Annotated in this window: 17 protein-coding genes; 13 read left to right on the top strand and 4 right to left on the bottom strand. The window is 71.9% G+C overall.

Features of this window, described 5'->3' with window-relative positions; all coding sequences use genetic code 11:
- Positions 1–89 precede the first annotated feature (89 nt).
- The gene (locus NLX94_RS14760; RefSeq protein ID WP_254383167.1) at positions 90–644 is read right to left on the bottom strand and encodes an EF-hand domain-containing protein; all 555 of its coding nucleotides are present in this window, start codon (positions 642–644) and stop codon (positions 90–92) included.
- Between the two features lie 351 nt (positions 645–995).
- Between NLX94_RS14760 and NLX94_RS14755 the strand changes: the two genes are divergently transcribed.
- The gene (locus NLX94_RS14755; protein WP_254383166.1) at positions 996–1337 is read left to right on the top strand and encodes a hypothetical protein; all 342 of its coding nucleotides are present in this window, start codon (positions 996–998) and stop codon (positions 1335–1337) included.
- A gap of 84 nt (positions 1338–1421) precedes the next feature.
- A complete protein-coding gene (locus NLX94_RS14750; protein WP_254383165.1) occupies positions 1422–2891 on the top strand; it encodes a S28 family serine protease in 1470 nt (489 codons plus the stop codon).
- Positions 2892–2907: 16 nt separating this feature from the next.
- Here the strand turns inward: NLX94_RS14750 and NLX94_RS14745 are convergent, their stop codons facing one another.
- Positions 2908–4770 carry a glycoside hydrolase family 3 protein gene (locus NLX94_RS14745; protein WP_254383164.1) on the bottom strand — a complete coding sequence of 621 codons (1863 nt, stop codon included), beginning with the start codon at positions 4768–4770 and terminating at the stop codon, positions 2908–2910.
- Positions 4771–4780: 10 nt separating this feature from the next.
- Complete coding sequence (locus tag NLX94_RS14740; protein WP_254383163.1) at positions 4781–5737, bottom strand: LysR family transcriptional regulator; 957 nt, start codon at positions 5735–5737, stop codon at positions 4781–4783.
- A gap of 108 nt (positions 5738–5845) precedes the next feature.
- Here NLX94_RS14740 and NLX94_RS14735 point away from each other — a divergent pair, with 108 nt between their 5' ends.
- Entirely contained in the window at positions 5846–6844 is a 999-nt protein-coding gene (locus NLX94_RS14735; RefSeq protein WP_254383162.1) for an EamA family transporter, read from the top strand.
- A gap of 63 nt (positions 6845–6907) precedes the next feature.
- On the opposite strand, the gene NLX94_RS14730 is transcribed toward NLX94_RS14735, so the two are convergent.
- On the bottom strand, positions 6908–7783 hold the full coding sequence (locus tag NLX94_RS14730; RefSeq protein WP_254383161.1) for a LuxR C-terminal-related transcriptional regulator: 876 nt from the start codon (positions 7781–7783) through the stop codon (positions 6908–6910).
- A gap of 401 nt (positions 7784–8184) precedes the next feature.
- Here NLX94_RS14730 and NLX94_RS14725 point away from each other — a divergent pair, with 401 nt between their 5' ends.
- The 10 genes from NLX94_RS14725 (at position 8185) to NLX94_RS14680 (ending at position 20147) form a co-directional block, all read left to right on the top strand.
- Entirely contained in the window at positions 8185–8988 is an 804-nt protein-coding gene (locus NLX94_RS14725; protein ID WP_254383160.1) for a hypothetical protein, read from the top strand.
- 188 nt (positions 8989–9176) lie between these two features.
- On the top strand, positions 9177–9758 hold the full coding sequence (locus NLX94_RS14720; protein ID WP_254383159.1) for a GNAT family N-acetyltransferase: 582 nt from the start codon (positions 9177–9179) through the stop codon (positions 9756–9758).
- A gap of 307 nt (positions 9759–10065) precedes the next feature.
- Positions 10066–10650 carry a cysteine hydrolase family protein gene (locus tag NLX94_RS14715; protein WP_254383158.1) on the top strand — a complete coding sequence of 195 codons (585 nt, stop codon included), beginning with the start codon at positions 10066–10068 and terminating at the stop codon, positions 10648–10650.
- 43 nt (positions 10651–10693) lie between these two features.
- A complete protein-coding gene (hypE, locus tag NLX94_RS14710; RefSeq protein ID WP_254383157.1) occupies positions 10694–11719 on the top strand; it encodes a hydrogenase expression/formation protein HypE in 1026 nt (341 codons plus the stop codon).
- A gap of 22 nt (positions 11720–11741) precedes the next feature.
- Entirely contained in the window at positions 11742–14129 is a 2388-nt protein-coding gene (gene hypF, locus NLX94_RS14705) for a carbamoyltransferase HypF (RefSeq protein ID WP_254383156.1), read from the top strand.
- Positions 14130–14133: 4 nt separating this feature from the next.
- On the top strand, positions 14134–15468 hold the full coding sequence (locus tag NLX94_RS14700; protein WP_254383155.1) for a diaminobutyrate--2-oxoglutarate transaminase family protein: 1335 nt from the start codon (positions 14134–14136) through the stop codon (positions 15466–15468).
- A 37-nt stretch (positions 15469–15505) separates the two neighbouring features.
- Positions 15506–16222, top strand: coding sequence for a hypothetical protein (locus tag NLX94_RS14695; protein ID WP_254383154.1), 717 nt, complete (start codon positions 15506–15508; stop codon positions 16220–16222).
- Entirely contained in the window at positions 16209–17564 is a 1356-nt protein-coding gene (locus NLX94_RS14690) for an MFS transporter (protein WP_254383153.1), read from the top strand. Before NLX94_RS14695 ends, NLX94_RS14690 begins: the two co-directional genes overlap by 14 nt.
- A gap of 13 nt (positions 17565–17577) precedes the next feature.
- Entirely contained in the window at positions 17578–18870 is a 1293-nt protein-coding gene (locus NLX94_RS14685; RefSeq protein ID WP_254383152.1) for an amidohydrolase, read from the top strand.
- A complete protein-coding gene (locus NLX94_RS14680; protein WP_254383151.1) occupies positions 18867–20147 on the top strand; it encodes an acetyl-CoA carboxylase biotin carboxylase subunit family protein in 1281 nt (426 codons plus the stop codon). The genes NLX94_RS14685 and NLX94_RS14680 overlap by 4 nt, the downstream gene beginning before the upstream one ends.
- The last annotated feature ends 8 nt before the right edge of the window (positions 20148–20155 follow it).

Below are 20155 nucleotides of genomic sequence, written 5' to 3'. Positions count from 1 at the left end.
GCGGGAATCATAATCAGGGAAAAGAGCCAAGATGATCAAGCGTCATCCGAATGGAGCAATGTGCTGGGAATCGGAATGGCGTGCGGGAATCAGAGCTCGCCGAAGAGCAGGTTCCCCGGTGCGTCCTCCTCGGTTCCGGTGTAGTACTCCCGTACCGCGCCGAGGAGTTCGTCCACCGACAGGAAGCCGTCGTGGTCGGCGTCGATCCGGGCGAAGAGGGTCTCGGTGTCCTCGGGGCTCAGCTCCGTGTCGAAGGCGAGCTGGGCCGCGTGGAACTCCTCCGGGCTGATCCGCCCGTCGCCGTCGGTGTCGGCGATCGTCAGGATCGCCCGCATCATCGGGCGGAAGGAGCGGTCGTAGGTGGGCCCGCCCTGGGCGTACAGCCGGGTCATGCCCGTCCTGTACTCCTCGGTGGTGACCTTGCCGTCCCGGTCCAGGTCCAGCTCGGTGAACAGGTCCTGCCAGAAGTCGACGAGCCCGCCCATCACCGCGGTCCCCTTGGGGGAGTCCGCCGGCTCGCTGAGGGCCGACAGCAGGCGGGAGCCGAGACCGATGATGTCGTGCTCGTCGATCACCTGGTCCCCGTTGGAGTCCAGGTGGGCGAAGGCGCGGTCCAGCTTGCGGTCGAGCAGGTCGTTCGTCATGTCGGCTGCCTTTCACGGCTACGGTGCGGTGTCTCGTGCTCACCTAGAGTAATCTCCTGTCTGATCATGAACTCCCGTGATCCCGCTGGGAAGTTGTGGATGCACTCTTACGAGGTATGGGGATGGGCGGCGGTCCCGCTCGGGGCTTCCACGGGGCCCTGGCGCTCGCCGCCGGCAACGGCCTGATCGTCAACGCGCCGCCCACCGCCCCGGTCCGGCCGCGGGCAACCTTTCCGGGCTGCCCTGCGTCGTACGAACGTGCGCACGTTGTACGTACGACCGATGGGGGACAGGGTGCTGAAGGCGCGGAACCCGCGCAGGCGATGGGCCGCCTGCGCCGGGGTGATCACCATGACGCTGTGGCTGGCGGCGGCCGGGCTGCTGGTGGCGCAGCCGGCGCAGGCGGCCGGCGGATGCGCCGGGAGCCTGGTGCGGACGCTGCCGTTCTCCACGGGGGAGGTGCGCGTCTACAAGACCCGCGACCGGGCCTGCGCGATGGCGGTCGCCCGCGCGCCCGGCCAGCGGCGGGCGATGTCGGTGAGCATTCAGCCGCGCGGCGGATACCCGGTGCGCGATGCGGGGCAATTCACCCGCTATGCCGGACCTGTCACCGTCCATGCGATCAACCGCTGTGTGTATGTAAAGGGGAGTGTGGGGGCCGGATCCGTGGATTCCGGCTGGATCCTTTGCTGATGGAGCGGCCCAACTAGGTCTGTTCAGCCGCGTGTTCCCCCGGCTAGGTTCACGGCGACCGATGTGAACTCATGGGGAGTGCGAATGCGCAAGAAGCTCGGATGGCTGCTGTCGCTCGCGGTGCTGATCGGCACCGCGGGTGCGGCCGGCACCACGGCACAAGCGGCCACCGCCGCAGAACCGTCCGCCGTCACGGATGCCACCGCCACGGATGCCAGGGCCGCCACGGAAGACATCAAGGACCGGATCCTGGCGATCCCCGGGATGAGCCTGATCGAGGAGAAGCCGTACCCCGGGTACCGCTTCTTCGTACTGAACTACGAGCAGCCGGTCGACCACCGCGCGCCGTGGAAGGGCACCTTCAAGCAGCGCATCACCCTGCTGCACAAGGACGTCACACGGCCCACGGTGTTCTTCACCTCCGGCTACAACGTCAACACCAACCCGCGCCGCAGCGAGCCGACGACCATAGTCGACGGCAACCAGGTGTCGCTGGAGTACCGTTTCTTCACCCCGTCCCGCCCCGACCCGGCCAACTGGGCGAACCTGGACATCTGGCAGGCCGCCAGTGACCAGCACCGCGTCTTCACCGCCCTGAAGAAGATCTACAAGAAGAACTGGCTGGCCACGGGCGGCAGCAAGGGCGGCATGACGGCCACCTACTTCGAGCGCTTCTACCCGCGCGACATGGACGGCGTCGTCGCGTACGTCGCCCCCAACGACGTGGTGAACAAGGAGGACTCGGCCTACGACCGGTTCTTCGCCAAGGTCGGCACCAAGGAGTGCCGCGACCGGCTGAACGCGGTGCAGCGCGAGGCCCTCGTGCGCCGCGAGCCGCTGGAGGCCAAGTACGCGGCCGCCGCCGCCGAGAACGGCTGGACCTTCACCACCGTCGGCAACCTCGACAAGGCCTACGAGGCCGTGGTGCTCGACTACGTGTGGGCCTTCTGGCAGTACAGCCTGCTCGCCGACTGCGCCTCCATCCCGGCCGCCGCCACCGCGACCGACCAGGAGATCTGGGACACGATCGACGCGATCTCCGGCTTCTCGGCCTACTCCGACCAGGGCCTGCAGACGTACACCCCGTACTACTACCAGGCGGGCACCCAGCTCGGTTCCCCCGACATCAAGCAGCCCCACCTGGGCAACCTGAGCCGCTACGGCTACCAGCCGCCGCGCAACTTCGTGCCCCGCGACATCCCGATGACCTTCCAGCCCGGGGCCATGCGGGACGTGGACACCTGGGTCAAGCACCACGCGAACCAGATGCTCTTCATCAACGGGCAGAACGACCCGTGGGGTGCCGAACCGTTCCACCTCGGCTACGGGGCCCGCGACAGCTACGTGATGATCGCTCCGGGTGCCAACCACGGGGCCAACGTCTCCAAGCTCACCGAAGCGGAGAAGGCGCTGGCCACCGAGAAGATCCTGCAGTGGGCCGGAGTGGCCCCGGCCGCCTCGCCCACGGGTGCGGCGAAGGCCGCGCCGCTGGCGAAGCCGGACGCGCAGCTCGACCAGCGCGACATCGAGCGCGAGCCGATGCTGCGCCCGTAGCAGCAGGCGTACGGGGCTACCCGTACGCCAGCCCGTGGCCCAGCGGGTAGCGGCCCGGCACCGGGACCGGCAGGCGTCCTGTGGGGCGTACGGTCCCGGTGAGCACCCGGGCCGCAGCCCGCAGCTCCACGTCCGTCCAGGTGTACGTGGCCAGTTCGGCCGCGCAGGCCGGCAGCCGGGCCGGGTCGTAGGGGTTGCGGACCGCCACCAGGACCACCGGCACCCCGGTGGCCAGCAGTTCGGTGACCAGCTCGCGCTGCGGGCTCGCGCCCTCGGGGACGTTGTACGTGCACACGAGCACGGCGGCGTTGCCGGGGGCGGCCGCCACCGCGCGGGCCGGGGGCAGGGCCGTGGCCCGGCAGCCCAGCGCGGACAGCTCCCGGGCAAGTACCGCGGTAGGGGGCCCCGTCGTACCCGTGGGGGAGACCGGGTCGGTCCCGGTGACCAGGAGCAGCGGCCGGTCCGCCGGATCCAGCGGCAGCAGGTTCACCGGATTGGCCAGCAGGGTCGTCGTGCGGTCCGCGATCTCCCCGGCGGCCGCCAGGTGCGCGGGGATGCCGACGGCGGCGTCCACGGCGTCGGCGGCCCGGGCCGCTTCCACCACCCGCACCGCCGGATCGAACAGGCCGCGTCGGGCCTTCAGTTCCAGGATCCGCAGCACCGACTCCTCGATCCGGGCCCGGGTCAGCTCGCCCGACTCCACGGCCGCCAGCACGCTGCGGACGGCCAGCCCCAGGTCCGGCGGGTTCAGCAGCTGGTCGCAGCCCGCCTTCAGGGCCAGCACCGGGACCCGGTCGTCCCCGTACTTCTGGCGGACCCCGGCCATGTCGAGGGCGTCGGTGACCACCACCCCCCGGAAGCCCAGGCGTTCGCGCAGGATCCCGGTGACGATGGGCCGCGAGAGGGTCGCCGGATCCCCCGAGGGGTCGAGCGCGGGGAAGACGATGTGCGCCGTCATCACCACGTCCACGCCCGCCTCCACGGCCGCCCGGAACGGCGGCTCGTCCAGCTCCTCCCACCGCGCGCGGGTGTGGGTCATCAGCGGCAGCCCGACGTGGCTGTCGGTCGCGGTGTCCCCGTGCCCCGGGAAGTGCTTCACCGTGGCGGCCACCCCGGCGCCCTGGTAGCCGCGGACCTGGGCGGCGACCAGGGCCGCCACGGCGTGCGGGTCGGAGCCGAAGGACCGTACGCCGATGACCGGGTTGGCGGGGTCGACGTTCACGTCGGCCACCGGGGCGTAGTTGTGCCGGATGCCCATGGCCGCCAGCTCCGTGCCCGCGATGCGCGCGGCCCGGCGGGCCTCGGCGGTGGAACCGCCGGTCCCCAGGGCCAGGGCTCCCAGCGCCATGGCCCCCGGGAGCAGGGTCGCGGGCCGGCCCACACGGGCCACGGCCCCGTGCTCCTGGTCGATGGAGAGCAGCAGGGGGACGCCCGCGCCGGAGTCCGCGGCCGCCCGCTGGAGCCCGGCCGACAGTTCGGCGATCTGGCGCGGGGAGCGGGTGTTGTGCGCCCAGCCGAAGTAGACGATCCCGCCGAGGTGGTAGCGGGCCACCAGCTCGGCGGGGGTGCGCACCCCGAACAGCTGCTGGTTCTGCGCGGCGTCCTCGGGGTCGGGCCCGGTCGCGGCGTGCCCGTAGACCCGCGACACGAAGAGCTGCCCGACCAGTTCGGCCAGGCTCATCCGCGCCATCGTCTCGCGCGGCGCCGCCGCCGGTCCGCGGGAGCGGCCCGGCGCGCGGTCGCCCGGCAGGGAGTCGTCCGGGACCGGGCCGCCGGGTTCCCCGTCGGGGCCCACCGCCGCGGAGGCGACCCCCGCGGCGGTGACGGCGGCCACGGCGGCCACGGTGAGCAGGGTCCGGCGGGAGGCGTGGATCGGCACGCGCCGGACGCTACTGCGGGGCGGGGCCTGCGGTGCGGGGGACACTCGCGGAGTCCCCCGGACGGGGGGCGACCCGGGGCCAGTGCTCGCGCAGGGTCCGTACGGCCTCGGTGATCGCCGGCCGGCGGGCCGCCCCGGTCCGCCACAGGGCGTACAACCGGCGTACGGGGCCCGGCTCCAGCGGTACGGCCACCGCGCCGGGCGGCAGCGTCCCGGTGCCCAGCCGCGGTACGACGGCCACCCCGAGCCCGGCGGCGACCAGCGCGACGATGGTGTGGTTCTCCTCGGCGACGTGCGTGATGTCGGGCTCGAACCCGGCCGTGCGCAGGGTCCGTACCAGCCAGTCGTGGCAGACCCGGCCGGGCGGCTGGCAGACCCAGCGCTGCGCGCCCAGGTCGGAGCGGTGGATGACCTCGCGGGAGGTGAAGGGGTGCCCGGCCGGCACCACGAGGTCGCAGCGGTCGTCCCCGATCACCGCCTGCTCCACGCCCTCGGGGGCGGGCAGCGGGGCGATGTCCCAGTCGTGGGTCACGGCGAGGTCGGTGACCCCGCGCGAGACCAGGTCCATCGACAGGTGCGGGTTGATCTCCGTGAGCCGTACCTCCAGGGACGGGTGACGGTGCGCCAGGTCCGCGAGGACCCCGGGGAGCAGGCCGCGGGCGGCCGAGGCGAAGGCGGCGACCCGCAGGCGGCCCACGGGCTGTCCGCGGGACTCCTCGAGGGCGGTCTCGGCCTGCTCCGAGATGTCCATCAGCTGCTGGGCCGTCGCGGCCAGCAGCTTGGCCTCCTCGGTGAGGGCGACCCCGCGGCCGTGGCGCTCCAGCAGGGTGGTGCGGGTCTCCCGCTCCAGCTTGGCGATCTGCTGGGAGACGGCGGACGGGGTGTACCCGAGGGCGGCCGCGGCGGCGCCCACCGAGCCGTGGACGGAGACGGCGTGCAGGGCGCGGAGCCGGGAGAGGTCGAGCATGCCAGGCAGCTTAGGGCGGGGGCCGCGGGTTCGGATGAAGCAACGCTACATCCGACCCTGAAGAAATCCGCGCTGGTGCTAAATGGTTGAGGAGTCGATGCTCGGAGCATGCGACCCATTCACACCGCCCTGGCGGTTCTCGTAGCCGCGGTCTGGGGTTTCAACTTCGTCGTCATCGAGTTCGGGCTCGGATCCTTCCCTCCGCTGCTGCTGTCCGCCCTGCGCTTCCTGGTCGCGGCCCTGCCTGCGGTGTTCTTCGTCGGGAAGCCCAAGGTGGCGTGGAAGTGGATCATCGCCGTCGGCGTGGTCCTCGGCATCGCGAAGTTCGGGCTGCTGTTCACCGGGATGGCCAACGGGATGCCGGCCGGGCTCTCCTCGCTGGTCCTCCAGGCGCAGGCGGTGTTCACCGCCGTGTTCGCGGCCGTGGTGCTCAGGGAGCGGCCGGGCCTGCTGCGGATCGCGGGCATGACCGTGGCCTTCGCGGGCATCGCCGTGGCCGCCGTGGACGAGGGCGCCTCCGGGCCGGTGCTGGGCTTCACGATGGTGATCGCGGCGGCGGCGTGCTGGGGCGTCTCCAACGTGCTGACCCGCAAGGCGTCCCCGCCCGACGCGCTGAACTTCATGGTGTGGGTGAGCGTGGTGCCGGTGCTGCCGCTGCTGGGCCTGTCGCTGCTGATCGAGGGCCCCGAGCGGGACCTCGCGGCGCTGCGCGGGCTCGACTGGAGCGGGGTCGGGGTCATCGTCTACCTCGCCTGGATCACCACGGTGTTCGGCTTCGGGGCGTGGGGGTTCCTGCTGCGCACCTACCCCGCTTCCTCGGTGGCCCCCTTCTCGCTGCTGGTACCGGTCTTCGGGATGAGCTCGGCGGCGCTGGTGCTGGGCGAGGAGGTGAGCGGGCTGCGCTGGGTGGCGGCCGTCCTGCTGGTGGGCGGGGTGGCGGTGACCTTGCTGGTCCCCTCGAAGCCCCGGCCGGCGGTGGCGGAGGCAGGCACGGCGGCCGGTCCCGGCCCCGAGGCGGCAGCCGGTCCCGGCCCTGAGGCGGCCGTCGGTCCCGGCCCCGCGCCCGAGCCCGCGGCGGTTCCGCTTCCGGCGGCGGGGGGCCGCTAGGAGCCGTCCGCCGCGGACCCCGGCAGCCCGGGCCGCTTGCTCGCGGCGCGGACTGCCGGCAGGTCAGACGCCGTTGAAGGGCTCCTTCGCCAGCAGGTATCCGGCGTGGAGCCGGTTGCGGGCGCCGATGCTCTTCATGATGTTTGCAATGTGGCGTTGACAATTGCGCAAAGAAATACCGACCACATGGGCTATTCTGTTGTCCGATTCGCCCTGAATGAGTAGCGAAACGATGGTCTGCTGAATGTCGGAGGTAATCGCGGCACGTGCCGGACGGTCGTTTTCCGAGGTGAATTTCTCGGCGGCGCTCCAGGCCCGCTCGAAGGCCTCCGAAAGGAATGAGACAAGGTGGCTGTTTCTCGATATCGCCGCCCCGTGCGATCCGTCCGAGAGCGGGATGATCGCCACTTGCTTGTCGAAGATGATGCAGCGCGGAAAGCCGCCGGCGAGCGTGCACACTTCCGCGCCGAGCGGTGTCACCCGCCCCACGAAGGACGCCGTCGCCGGGCTGAACCGGGCCGTGTGCTGGTAGAGGGTCCGCATGCGCACCCCGCGCCCCAGCAGTCGCTCGGTCCGCTCCAGGCTCTCGGAGAGCACCTCCTCGTCCCGGGCGCCGCCGGGCTGGGAGGTGAGGACCTCGGTGCGGCTGCTGTCCGCGAGTCCGGCGATGAGTTTGCGCACGTCGCCCAGGCCCGGCACCACCTCCAGCGAGGTGTCGTCCTGCAGGTGTGCGGTCTGCAAGGTCAACTCATCTAATTCTCCGCGTAGTTGATCGATGACGGTCTGCGTCTCGTTGAGGCTGTGCTGGGCCGGGTGGAGGACCTTGATGCGCGCGTGCTCCACGGGGTACGGGGTGTAGATGCCCGTCACCGGGCATTCGCCGAGCAGCCCCAGACCGTCGAGCGCGTCCGCGGCCTCCCGCACCTCATCGGTGCTCATGTCCAGAGCCAGGGCGGCTGTTTCGCGCGTTGTACCGGGTGTTCGGGTGACGAACCGGTAGAGACGGTCCCCTGCGTGGGTGAGCCGGGGCACTGTAAAAGGATGGACTTGTCTGATTGAGTTCAATTCATCCCCCTGTCATGTTTTCGCCAGCGGCAACATGATCCCAGAAAGGGATGGCTCCGGATGTCGTCGAACGGACAGGATGATGCCGAAGCTGATCCGGACCGCAAGACATCTTGAGGGGCAGGCAAGCATGCCACGTATAGCGAGTTTCCTCATCGCCATTGCGGCAACTTTCGCGGTGACCGTCTTCCTCGCCCCGTCGACGAGTGGTGCGGCGAACGACGCCGCCGCCACTGGTCCGGGTCAGGTAGTCAACGATCTCGGCTGGGGATGAGATGCCTCGTAGTAAGTCGTACAACACGTACTCCAACCTGCAACGCCCCGAGTTCCGCAAGCGCGTCGACGAGCTCCTGCTGAAGTTCGAGCGGGACTTCTACGAGCGCAGCGCGGGCGCCGACGGGATGCTCGACAAGGACAAGTTCGACCTCGAGCTGTACAAGCGGCACAACGTCGAGACGATGATCCGGATCGGCCTCAAGCGTGCCGTCGACCCGCTCATCGCCAACTACTGGGCCACCCGGGACCCGCAGCTCTGCAAGGAGTGGGGCCTGTACGGCGCGGAAGAGGGCCGCCACGACCGCATGTTCGCCGGCGACCTGCACAAGGTCGGCATGACGGACGAGGAGATCTACGCGATCCGTCCGACCTTCGCCACCGAGCTGCTCAACGGCTACTTCTACTACACGATGGCCACCGAGGGTCCGCTGGCCGCGATGATCAGCGGGTTCTACCTGGAGTACATCGCGGGCAAGACCCAGCCCGACTGGCTGGACATCATGGAGCAGCACGTCGGCGCCGACAAGACCAAGGGCGCCCGCGCCCACCTGGCCCTCGACGAGGACGACGACCACGTCGACATGGTCTGGAACCTGATCATGCGCATCATCAAGGACGAGGCCGACGAGGAGCGTTTCGTCGAGCACCTCATCAAGATCAACTCGCTGTTCGTCTCCTACTTCGTCGAGGTCTACGCGGCCACCGTGCTCGGTGCCGGCGCGGACGCCTCGCTGCTGACCCAGGCCGCACCGGCCGCCGCCGTACAGACCAACCTGCAGACGAAGGCCACCGCTTCGGTCTGACGACCGACCGGCGCACACCTGCCGGCGGGGCCCCGAACGGCCGCAGTGCCGTAGGGCCGCAGGGCCGACACCCCCGCAGTCCGGCGATCCCGGGCATTGCGTACCAGATGTGCCGCGCCGCCCCACAGGGGCAGCGCCGCGATGTCCGGGGTCCGGCTGCTCCACCCGTCTACTCACCAAGGAAGACGATGCACTATTCGTGGCCGCGCGAACTGTCCGAACAGGACATGCGCGAAATGATCGAACTGATGGACGCCGTCGCGGTCAAGGAGATGACCCTCGGCTTCTACGAACCCGTGGGACTGGAGAAGGGCCTGCCCCTGATGCGGGCCTTCGAGGCCGACCTGAAGAAGGGCGCCGTCGACCTCCTCCACGTCCGCACCGACGAGGGCCGCATCGTCGGCATGGTGACGCTCGCCCGGGCCCCGCTGCCCGCCCGGCGCCACATCGTCGAGATGCGCCGCTGCGTCGTGGCCCCCGACTACCGCGGGCAGTTCCTGCTCGAAGGCTGGGCCGAGGCCCTGCGCAAGGTCGGCGAGATGGGCTGCGACGTCATCACCCTCGAAGTCCGCGACGACGGCCCCTCCGTGCTCTGGCAGCGCCTGGGCTTCCGCGAGTACGGCCGGCTGCCCGACTACGCCCGCGCCGACGGCCGCCCCGTCACCGGCTTCTACATGCACGCCCGGCTCGCCGACATCACCGCCCACTTCGAGGCCACCGGCACCTGGCTGCACGAGGTCGAGTCCGACCGCGTCGCGGTCGCGGGCTGACCATCTGACCCCGCTCTGATCCCCGTACCCGAAGGCCGTACGCGCCCCACGCCCGAGGTACGTCCCGCGCACCCGCCTCCGCGCCCCTCCTGACCGCCGCGCCGCCCCCCGGGCCGCGCAGGCCCCCGCACCGAGCACGCCGTACGCCGCCCCGGGCCGATCCGCCCGTGCGCCACGGCCCCTCGCGGCCGACCGGCCGGTGCGCAGCTTCCCCCTCCCGCCACCGCCCGCCGGGGCGCACACCGACGTGCGCCGGACGGGCTCCGGGACCACGCCGCTCCACACCACTCCACCGAAGGGCACAGCCATGTCCAAGATCGCCGTCCTGACCAACGACCTCCAGTACGAACTGGTCGAGAAGAACCCGGAGCGCGTCGCCGCCGTCGAGGCCGCGACCCCGCACTTCACCGGCTTCCTCGACGAGATGCGCAGCCGCGGCCACCACATCTTCCACCTGCAGCTGGTCAACGACCCGGACGACCCGAACGCCGAGCGCTACGACGGCTACCTCCCGGTCCAGCGCGGCACCCACGGCGCCGACATCATCGAGGCCTTCCTCGCCCCCGAGGACGTGGTCATGGAGAAGAGCAAGGACTCGGGCTTCTACGAGACCGACCTGCACGAGCGGCTCCAGGCCCTCGGCGTGGACACCGTGCTGATCACCGGCATGCAGACGCAGATATGCGTCCAGACCACCGCCGCCGACGCCTTCTTCCGCGGCTACAACATCTGGGTCCCCTCCGACTGCGTCGTCTCGGCCCGCCTCGACGACAAGCAGCGCGCCCTGGACTGGCTGGAGGGCTACTGCGCCACGGTGACCGACTCCGCCGAGGTCATCCGCGTCCTCGACGCCGAGGGCGGACTGCCCCGCAAGAACATCAAGACCCCGTGACCACGCCCCTCCCCGCACCTCCCCGTTCCAGGAAGGAACCGGCATGACCACGAGCGTGGATCCCACCGAATTCATCGTCCTCGACCACGGCACCGGCGCGAAGCTCAGCCAGGACCTGCTCCAGGTGATCGCCTCGACCCTCGGCGACGTCTACAGCGGCATCATGGAGGACAGCGCGATCCTCAAGATCGAGGGCGACCGCATCGCGATGACCACCGACTCCTTCGTGGTCGACCCGCCGTTCTTCGGCAACGGGGACATCGGGAAGATCGCGGTCTGCGGCACCGTCAACGACCTGGCCGTGGCCGGCGCCCGGCCCAAGTACCTCACCCTCGGGATGATCCTGGAGACCGGGCTCCCCATCGCCAAGCTGGTCCGGGCCCTGGAATCGATCCGCGACACCGCCCGCGAGGCCGGCGTACAGATCGTCGGCGGCGACACCAAGGTGGTCCGCAAGGGCGAGGCCGACCAGATCTACCTGAACACCGCGGGCGTCGGGGTCTTCGAGCGCGAGCCGCTCACCATGACCGACGTGCGCCCCGGCGACAAGGTGATCCTCAGCGGCCCCATCGGCAACCACACGGTGCACCTGCTCTCCATCCGCGAGGGACTCGGCTTCGAGCAGCGCGTGGACAGCGACTGCGCCCCGCTCAACAACCTCATCGACGGCGTCCTGTCGAATGTGCCGGCCGGAGCCGTCCGCTCGATGCGCGACGTCACCCGCGGCGGCCTCACCGCCGTGCTCCACGAGTACGCGGGCAAGCTCGGCCGCACCATCCGCGTCACCGAGGCCGACCTGCCGATCCAGCACGAGACGGCCATGGCCGCCGACATGCTCGGCATCAACCCGCTGCACTGCGCCAACGAGGGCTGCCTCGCGGTCTTCGTGGACCCGGCCGCCGAGGCCGACGTACTGGCGGCCCTGCGCTCCCAGCCCTACGGCAAGGACGCGGTGACCATCGGCGAGATCTCCGAGGACACCGAGGGCCTGGTGCTGCTGCGCGACGCGGACGGCCGCGAGACCCAGCTGGAGGAACTCCTCGGCGCCGAACTCCCCCGGCTCTGCTGAGAAGGGGACCGAGGAGACCGCCATGAGCAGCACCGAGCAGCAGACCGTCAGCGAGCGGCCCGACGGGAGCGTCGCGTCCGACGAGTGGCGCATCCGCGTCACCGGCGTGGTCCAGGGCGTCGGCTACCGGCCGTTCGTCTACAAGCTGGCCCGTGAACTCGGCCTCTCCGGCTGGGTTCGCAACGACCCCGAAGGCGTGCTGGTGGAGGCGTCCGGACCGGTCGCCGCCCTGGAGGAGTTCGCGGCGGGCCTCAGCGGCCGCGCCCCCGAACTCGCCCGGGTGGACGAGGTCCGGCCGACCCGGGGACTGGACCGCGGCACCGTGCCCGCGGGCCCGTTCACCATCGTGCACAGCGAGCACACCGGAGCCCGGTCCGCGCTGCTCCCGGCGGACACCCACGTATGCGGCGACTGCCAGGCGGAACTTCGCGACCCGAAGGACCGCCGGCACCGCTACCCCTTCATCAACTGCACCAACTGCGGGCCCCGGTACTCCATCATCCAGGACCTGCCGTACGACCGTCCGATGACCACCATGGCCACCTTCACCATGTGCGCGGACTGCAAGGACGAGTACGAGGACCCGATGGACCGGCGCTACCACGCGCAGCCCAACGCGTGCCCGGACTGCGGCCCCCGGCTGCTGCTCCGGGACCGCGAGGGGAACACGGCCGAAGGGGACGAGGCCCTCCTCACGGCCGCCCGGGTCCTGGCCGACGGCGGGATCGCGGCTATGAAGAGCGTCGGCGGCTTCCACCTCGTGGTGGACGCCACCAACGCGCAGGCCGTGGCGCTGCTGCGCAGCCGCAAGCGCCGCGACACCAAGCCGTTCGCGGTGATGGTCCGAGACCTCGCCACCGCGCAGGGCCTGGTGGAGCTCTCCGAAGCGGAGATCGACGTCCTGCGCTCCCCGGCCCGGCCCATCCTGCTGGCCCGAAAGCGCGCGGGCTCCCTCCCGGAGTCCGTGGCCCCGCGCAACCCCAACCTCGGAATCATGCTGCCCTCGGCACCCCACCACCACCTGCTGCTGGACGAGCCCGGCCTCGAAGCGCTCGTCGCCACCAGCGGCAACATCTCCGGCTACCCCATCGCCTACCGCAACGAAGAGGCCCTGGAGCAGCTCTTCGAGATCGCGGACGTGATCCTCTACCACGACCGCGACATCGAGATCCGGGTCGACGACTCGGTGGTCCGCCTCTCCGACCACCCCGAACTCGACGAACCGCTCCTCCAGTTCATCCGCCGGGCCCGCGGCTACGCCCCCTACCCGGTGGACGTCGGCCGCGAGCTGGCCCCCGTGGTCGCCCTCGGCGCGGAACTGAAGACCACCGTCGCCCTCACCAACGGCTCCCAGGTCTTCCTCAGCCAGCACATCGGCGACCTCAAGAACGACGAGACCTTCGCCGCGCACCACCGCACCGCCCGGCACCTGGCGCAGCTGTACGCGCTCAAGCCGGAGGTCACGGCCCACGACATGCACCCGCAGTTCCGCTCCACCCGGGCCGCCCTGGACGACGACGGCACGGGCCCGGCGCTGCCCACCGTGGAAGTCCAGCACCACCACGCCCACATGGCCTCCTGCATGGCGGAGAACCACGTGAGCGGCACCACCCTCGGCGTGATCTTCGACGGCTTCGGCTACGGAGAGGACGGCACGGTCTGGGGCGGGGAGTTCCTGCTCGGGGACTACGCCGCCTACCGCCGGGTCGGCCGGATGCGCGGCCTGCCGCTGATCGGCGGGGACCAGGCCGTACGCGAACCCATCCGCACTGGGTACGCACTCGCCCTGGACGCCTTCGGCGGGGACGCGGACCGCGCCCTGGAGGGCTTCCCCGCCCTCGCCGCCCTCGACGGACAGCGCCGGGAGGTCTTCGCGAGGATGGCGGCCCGGGGGATCAACTCCCCGCCCACCTCCAGCATGGGCCGGCTCTTCGACGGGGCCGCCGCCCTCGCCGGGGTCTGCGCCAGGGCCGAGTACGAGGCCCAGGGCCCGATCGAGCTGGAGGGGCTGCTCGACCGGGACGCCACCCCCGAGCCGCAGGCCTCGTACCGCTTCGGGTCCTACGCGGCGGACGGACTGACCGAGGTGGACCCGCGGCCCGTGATCCGGGCCATGGCCGCCGACATCGCCGCCGGACTGCCCGCCGAGCGGATCAGCCGCCGCTTCCACACGGCCGTCGTCGAGATGGTCCGCGAGCGCTGCAAGGCCCTGCGGGAGGAGACCGGCGTCAACCAGGTCGCCCTCTCCGGAGGCGTGTTCCTCAACGAGTTCCTGCTGCTCAACTGTCTGACCGGGCTGACCGCCGACGGTTTCGACACCCATGTCCACCGGCTCGTCCCGACCAACGACGGGGGAATCGCCCTCGGTCAGGTCATGGTCGCCGACGCCCGCTCACACACGAGGAAGTGACGACGTGACCACCCTCACGCCGGACGAGATGTACACCTTCGTCGAGGCGCGCGAATCGGGCGCCCGGACCTACGCCAACGCCTTCGGCAAGCTCCTCGCCGAAGGCCACGGAGCACGGATCCGCGACGGGCACGGCCGGGAGTACCTGGACTGCCTCGCCGCGGCGGGCACCCTCGCCCTGGGGCACAACCACCCGGAGGTCCTGGCCGCGGTGGGGGAGTACCTCACCTCCGGTCAGGTCCAGCAGGCACTGGACCTGACCACCCCGGCCAAGTACGAGTACCTGCACGGGCTGTACGCGCGGCTGCCCGGCACCATGGCGGACACCTTCAAGACGCAGTTCTGCGGACCGGCGGGCACCGACGCCACCGAAGCCGCCATCAAGCTCTTCAAGACCGCCACCGGCCGCCGGACGGTGCTCTCCTTCCACGGGGCCTACCACGGGATGACGGCCGGCGCCCTCGCCCTCACCGGCAACCTCGGCGCCAAGCAGTCCGTGCCCTCCCTCATGCCGGACGTCCACCACCTGCCCTACCCCTACGACTACCGCTGCCCCTTCGGCATCGGCGGCGAGGCGGGCATCCGGGCCGGCCTGACGTACATCGAGCGGCTGCTCACCGACCCGGAGAGCGGCATCACCACACCGGCCGCGATCTTCGTCGAAGCCGTCCAGGGCGAGGGCGGGGTGATCCCGGCGCCGGCCGCCTGGCTGCGCGGGCTGCGGGAGATCACCGCCCGGCTGGACATCCCGCTGGTCCTGGACGAGATCCAGGCCGGCTTCGGACGCACCGGCACCATGTGGGCCTTCGAGGAGTCCGGGATCGAGCCGGACGCCGTCCTCGTCTCCAAGGCGGCCGGCGGAGGCTTCCCGCTGTCGCTGCTGCTCTACCACGGCAAGTACGACTCCTGGACGCCCGGAGCCCACGCGGGCACCTTCCGGGGCAACCAGATCGCCCTGGTCGCGGGACTCGCCGCCATGCGGGTCACCGAGTCCGAGGGACTGATCGAGAAGGCCGCCGCCAAGGGCGGGCTGATCGCCACCCTGCTCGGCCGGCTGGCCGCCGGGCACCCCGAGATCGGCCAGGTCCGCGGCCGGGGGCTGATGTGGGGCATCGAGATCGTGGACCCCGCGGGCCCGGCCGACGCCCTCGGCTCCCTGCCCGCGGACGGGGCCCGGGCCAAGCGGATCAAGCGCGCCTGCCTGGACCACGGGCTGCTGCTGGAGAGCGGCGGCCGGCACGGCGCCGTGCTCCGGCTGCTCCCGCCACTGGTGATCACCGACGAGGAGATCCACGAGATGGCGGCGGCCCTGGAGAAAGCTCTGATCGACTGCGCCTGACAGAGCACGGATCCATGAAGAGTTAAGGACAGAGAACATGGCCACGGGAACGAACAACAGCGGTGAGTGGCGGGTCGACTTCGACGCGGAGGTCGTCTTCAGCAACGGCGGCGCCCTGCAGATGCAGGGGTTCCGCCTGGACATCCCCGGTGACGACATCACCGACGGGGACCTGGGCGAACTGATCGTCCGCCACCTCGGACTGCTGATGGTCGGCAGTACGAAGATCACCCGCCGGGAGCTGCTCCAGGAGCCGCACAAGGGCTCCCGCAACACCGGTGCCGAAGGTTCGGGCCGCACCACGACGGACCTGACCGGCCCCGCCACCCGGGCCGCCTGGCCGACGGGCCCGGGCGGTACCGCACCGGACCTGGCCGGTCTGGTGGACCTTCCCGTGGTCCTGGTCCGGCTCCTCGGAGCCGGGCGGCCGGTCGCCGACCGGCTGGCGCTGGCGCCCTTCGACCTCGCGGGGCACGCCGTCGTCGTACAGACAGGCCGCGCGTCCGGCCCGTACCTCACCGAGGACGCGGTCGAGCTGCTCGCCGGGCAGGGCGCGCTCCTCGTCGCCACTGACAGCCGCGAGGGCAACGGGCCGGTGGCGGGGGCGCTCGCCGCCGCGGGCCTGCCCGCCCTCACGGGCCTGACCGGCCTGGACGCCCTCCCGGCGACGGGGGTCCGGCTGCACGCCGTGCCCTTCCCCGGGCGGGACACCGCACTGATCAGGGTCTACGGAGTAACAGATGACCAGCATTGACCAAGTGGGCCTCCCGGCGGCCGGTGCGGCGCCGGGGGCCACCCCCGCCCCCGCACCGGCCCGGCGCCCCCGCAGGGAACTGGCCGCCGCCACCGTCGGCTCGGTCGTCGAGGCCTACGACTGGACCATCTACGGCATCCTCGCCCCCTACTTCGCCGAGGCGCTGTTCCCCGGCACCTCGCCCACCGCCAGACTCATCGCCGCCTACCTCGGCTTCGCCCTCGGCTTCCTGGTCCGCCCGCTGGGCAGCGTGCTCATCGGCCGCCTCACCGACACCCGCGGCCGGCGCTACGGACTGACCCTCACCGTCGGCCTGATCGCCGCCGGCTCCCTCTTCCTGGCCCTGGTACCCGGCTACGCTTCCATCGGCCTGGCGGCTCCGCTCCTGGTCGTCGGGGCCCGGCTCGTGCAGGGCCTGTCGGTCGGGGCGGAGAACCCGAGCGTGGCCGCGTATGTCACCGAGACCGCACCGGCCGGACGCCGCTACTTCTACAGCGCCGTCTCCTACGGGGGCGTGGTGCTGGGCAGCGCGCTCTCCTTCATCGTGATGAACGTCCTGCTCGGGGTGTTCGGGGAGAGCGGGGTCGAGGACGGCGCCTGGCGCTACGGCTTCGCCTTCGGCGGCCTGCTCGGCCTGACCGCCCTGTGGATCCGGCGCGGCGCGGCGGAGAGCACCGTCTTCACCGCCACCGCCACCGCCACCGCCACCGCTACCGCCACCGCGGTCAAGGCGCCAAGCCCCTGGCCGGTGCTCCGGGCCCATCTGGGGCGGCTCGCCGTGGTGTTCGCCATCACCTCCGGGGCCACCACCGCCTTCTACTTCGTCACCGTCGACTTCCCCTCGTACGCCGAGAGCGCCGGAGCCGCCACCAAGGAGGAGACCTCCGCCGCCCTGCTCCTCGGCATGGTGGCGCTGCTCGCGGCCATGCTCGGCGGCGGCAAGGCCGCCGACCGCATCGGCGCCCTGCCCGTGCTGCGCCTCGGCTTCGCCGGGCTCGCCCTGGGCAGCGTGCCGCTGCTCCTGGCCATGAACGCCGGGCGGGTCCCCGTCACCGTGGTCACCGTGGTCCTGCTCTTCCTGCTGGGCCTCCCGCTCGCGGTGAGCAACGTCTTCGCGGGGCAGCTGTTCCCGCCCGCCGTGCGCGCCGTCGCCGTCGGGCTGCCCACCGCGGCCGCGATCAGCCTCTTCGGCGGCACGTTCCCGATGCTCGCGGAACTCCTGAGGTCGGCCGGCCTGGGCGCCTGGCTGCCGTGGTGGCCCGCGCTGACCGCCGCGGCGGCGCTGGCCGCCTCGTGGGCCGTACGGGAACACCCCGTGTCCGTAACCCCTCATGCCCGATAAGGACTTCACCCACATGACTGCACTGCTCGAAGGTCTCGATGCGCTGATGCCGGCCCTGGAGGCCGACTACCGCGAGCTGCACACCCACCCCGAACTCGCCTTCCAGGAGAAGCGGACGGCGGCCCTCGTCGCCGAGCGGCTGGCCGCCCAGGGCGGCTGGGAGATCACCACCGGCGTCGGCCGCACCGGCGTGGTCGCGGTCCTGGCCAACGGCGAGGGACCGGTGGTCATGCTGCGCGCCGACATGGACGCGCTGCCCGTGAAGGAGGCCACCGGGCTGCCCTACGCCAGCACGGTGGTGGCCACCGACGACGCGGGCACCGAGGTCCCGGTGATGCACGCCTGCGGCCACGACCTGCACGTGGCCGCGCTCATCGGGTCCTGCGCCCTGTTCGCCCGTAACCGGGAGGCCTGGCGGGGCACCGTCGTCGCCGTCTTCCAGCCGGGGGAGGAGAGCGGCTACGGAGCCCGCGAGATGGTCGAGGACGGGCTCTTCGAGCGCTTCCCGCGCCCCGAGGTGATCCTCGGCTCGCACGTGGGACCCGGCCCGGTCGGCCTCGTCGCGACCCTGCCCGGCGTGGTCATGGGCGCCACCGACTCGATCACCGTCAAGCTCTTCGGGCGCGGCGGCCACGGCTCCAAGCCCGAGGCGGCCGTCGACCCCGTGGTGATGGCGGCCTCGCTCGTGCTGCGGCTCCAGACCGTGGTCTCCCGCGAGATCGCCGCCCAGGAGCCGGTGGTGGTCACCGTCGGCAAACTGCACGCCGGCACCACCGCCGCGGTCATACCCGACACCGCCGAGCTCGGCATCAACGTGCGCACCAGCTCCGCGCCGGTGCGCGAGAAGGTCCTCGCGGCCGTCGAACGCCTCGCCCGTGCCGAATCCGCGGCGGGCGGCGCGACCGCCGACCCGGAGATCACCTCCGTCTACCACCTGCCCATGACCGTGAACGACACCGCGGCCGCCGAGCGGGTGGCCGAGGCCCACCGCGAGCACTTCGGGGCCGGGGCCGTCATGACCATGGGCCCCACCACCGCCAGCGAGGACTTCGGGCTCCTCGCGACCGCCGCCCAAGTCCCCTCGGTGTACTGGTTCTACGGCGGCCTCGACCCGCAGGCCTTCGGCGAGGCCTTCGCCGCCGGCAAGCTGGAGGAGCTCCCGCAGAACCACTCCTCCACCTTCGCGCCCGTCGCCGGACCCGCGCTCTCCGTCGGCGTCCGCACGATGGCGACGGCAGCGCTTCCCTGGCTCGCCGCGGGCTCCCCGGCCGGCACCGACGCGGGCGAGGGGGGCGAGGCGGCATGAGCGCCGACCGGCCGCACATCATCGTCCTGCACCGCTGGCGGGACACCCACGCCCACTACGCCGACTACATCGACCACTCCGCCGCCCACGTCACCTACGTCAGCACCGGGCTCGGCCGCGCCTCGTTACCCGGGGCCGCCGCCGCGGTCACCACGGTCGCACTGACCGACGATCTGCCCGCCGTGCGCGCCGCCGTCACCGGGCTCGTGGCCCGCTTCGGCGCCCCGGCGCGGCTCATCGCCCTCAACGAGGGGGACCTGGACACGGCCGCGCTGATCCGCGAGGAGTTCGCGATCCCCGGCCAGCACACCGCCGAACTGGCCGTGTTCCGCGACAAGCTGACCATGTGCCGCACGGCCGAGGCCGCCGGGCTGCCGGTGCCCGCCTTCGCCCCCGCGCCCGACCCGGCCGCCGTACTGGCCTTCGGGGGGGCCCACGGATGGCCGCTGGTCGTCAAACCGCACCGCGGCACCGCCAGCCGGGGCGTCGTCCGGATCGACTCCGCGGCCGAACTGGCCGCGCTGACCGGGCCGGACGGCGACCTGGCCGCGGCCCTGGCCGCCGAACCCCACCTCGTCCAGAGCTACGTGGACGGGCCGATCCTGCACATCGACGGCCTGTGGGAGGGCGGTTCGCTCGGCAGCTGGACCGTCTCGCGCTACGTCGGCGGCACCTGCGCCGATTTCACCCAGGGCACCTGGCTCGGCTCCGTCGAGGAGGACGACCCCGCACTGCTGGAGGCGGTCGAGGCCTTCGCCGCCGCCGTCGGCCCCGCCCTCGGCGGCTCCCGGCCCTGGGTGTTCCACCTGGAGGCCTTCGTCACCCCCGCGCCGGGCGGCGGGCCCGCGCTGGTCTTCCTGGAGTGCGGGGCCCGGGTGGGCGGCGGAGAGATCCCCTTCACCTGGCGCGACGTCCACGGAGTCGACCTGATGGCCGCCGCCGTGGACATCCAGCTCGGCCTGACCCCGGTGCTGCCGCCGCTCAAGACCGGCGGGGTCGGCGGCTACCTGCTGCTCCCGCTGCCCGTGCCCGCCCCCTGCCGGGTCGAAGCGGCCGGCTGGCTGCGGGAACCCGCGCCGGACCGGCTCCCGTACGCCGTCAAGCACACCCCGGTCGGCGCCACCGCCCCGGCGATCAGCGGCTACGAGCACGTCGGGACCCGCTTCCGCTTCCGCGGCGCCAGCACCCGGGAGGTCGAGGCGGCCATCACCGAGTCCGCGAACTCCTTCCGGCTGACCTGCGTACCGGTCGGAGCCCCGCCGGCCGCCGACGGCTGAACCGTCCC

Source organism: Streptomyces sp. TBY4, assembly GCF_024213195.1.
Classification (GTDB): Bacteria; Actinomycetota; Actinomycetes; order Streptomycetales; family Streptomycetaceae; genus Streptomyces.
This window is presented reverse-complemented; position numbering and strand designations above follow the sequence as displayed.

What these genes read in the sequence shown, in the direction of transcription:
- NLX94_RS14750 (WP_254383165.1), top strand. Translation starts at nt 1,422, where the DNA reads ATGCGCAAGAAGCTCGGATGGCTGCTGTCGCTCGCGGTGCTGATCGGC.
- NLX94_RS14680 (WP_254383151.1), top strand. Translation starts at nt 18,867, where the DNA reads ATGAGCGCCGACCGGCCGCACATCATCGTCCTGCACCGCTGGCGGGAC.
- hypF (WP_254383156.1), top strand. Translation starts at nt 11,742, where the DNA reads ATGAGCAGCACCGAGCAGCAGACCGTCAGCGAGCGGCCCGACGGGAGC.
- NLX94_RS14695 (WP_254383154.1), top strand. Translation starts at nt 15,506, where the DNA reads ATGGCCACGGGAACGAACAACAGCGGTGAGTGGCGGGTCGACTTCGAC.
- NLX94_RS14760 (WP_254383167.1), bottom strand. Translation starts at nt 644, where the DNA reads ATGACGAACGACCTGCTCGACCGCAAGCTGGACCGCGCCTTCGCCCAC.
- NLX94_RS14725 (WP_254383160.1), top strand. Translation starts at nt 8,185, where the DNA reads ATGCCTCGTAGTAAGTCGTACAACACGTACTCCAACCTGCAACGCCCC.
- NLX94_RS14755 (WP_254383166.1), top strand. Translation starts at nt 996, where the DNA reads ATGACGCTGTGGCTGGCGGCGGCCGGGCTGCTGGTGGCGCAGCCGGCG.
- NLX94_RS14730 (WP_254383161.1), bottom strand. Translation starts at nt 7,783, where the DNA reads ATGAGCACCGATGAGGTGCGGGAGGCCGCGGACGCGCTCGACGGTCTG.
- NLX94_RS14690 (WP_254383153.1), top strand. Translation starts at nt 16,209, where the DNA reads ATGACCAGCATTGACCAAGTGGGCCTCCCGGCGGCCGGTGCGGCGCCG.
- NLX94_RS14720 (WP_254383159.1), top strand. Translation starts at nt 9,177, where the DNA reads ATGCACTATTCGTGGCCGCGCGAACTGTCCGAACAGGACATGCGCGAA.
- NLX94_RS14740 (WP_254383163.1), bottom strand. Translation starts at nt 5,737, where the DNA reads ATGCTCGACCTCTCCCGGCTCCGCGCCCTGCACGCCGTCTCCGTCCAC.
- NLX94_RS14735 (WP_254383162.1), top strand. Translation starts at nt 5,846, where the DNA reads ATGCGACCCATTCACACCGCCCTGGCGGTTCTCGTAGCCGCGGTCTGG.
- NLX94_RS14715 (WP_254383158.1), top strand. Translation starts at nt 10,066, where the DNA reads ATGTCCAAGATCGCCGTCCTGACCAACGACCTCCAGTACGAACTGGTC.
- hypE (WP_254383157.1), top strand. Translation starts at nt 10,694, where the DNA reads ATGACCACGAGCGTGGATCCCACCGAATTCATCGTCCTCGACCACGGC.
- NLX94_RS14685 (WP_254383152.1), top strand. Translation starts at nt 17,578, where the DNA reads ATGACTGCACTGCTCGAAGGTCTCGATGCGCTGATGCCGGCCCTGGAG.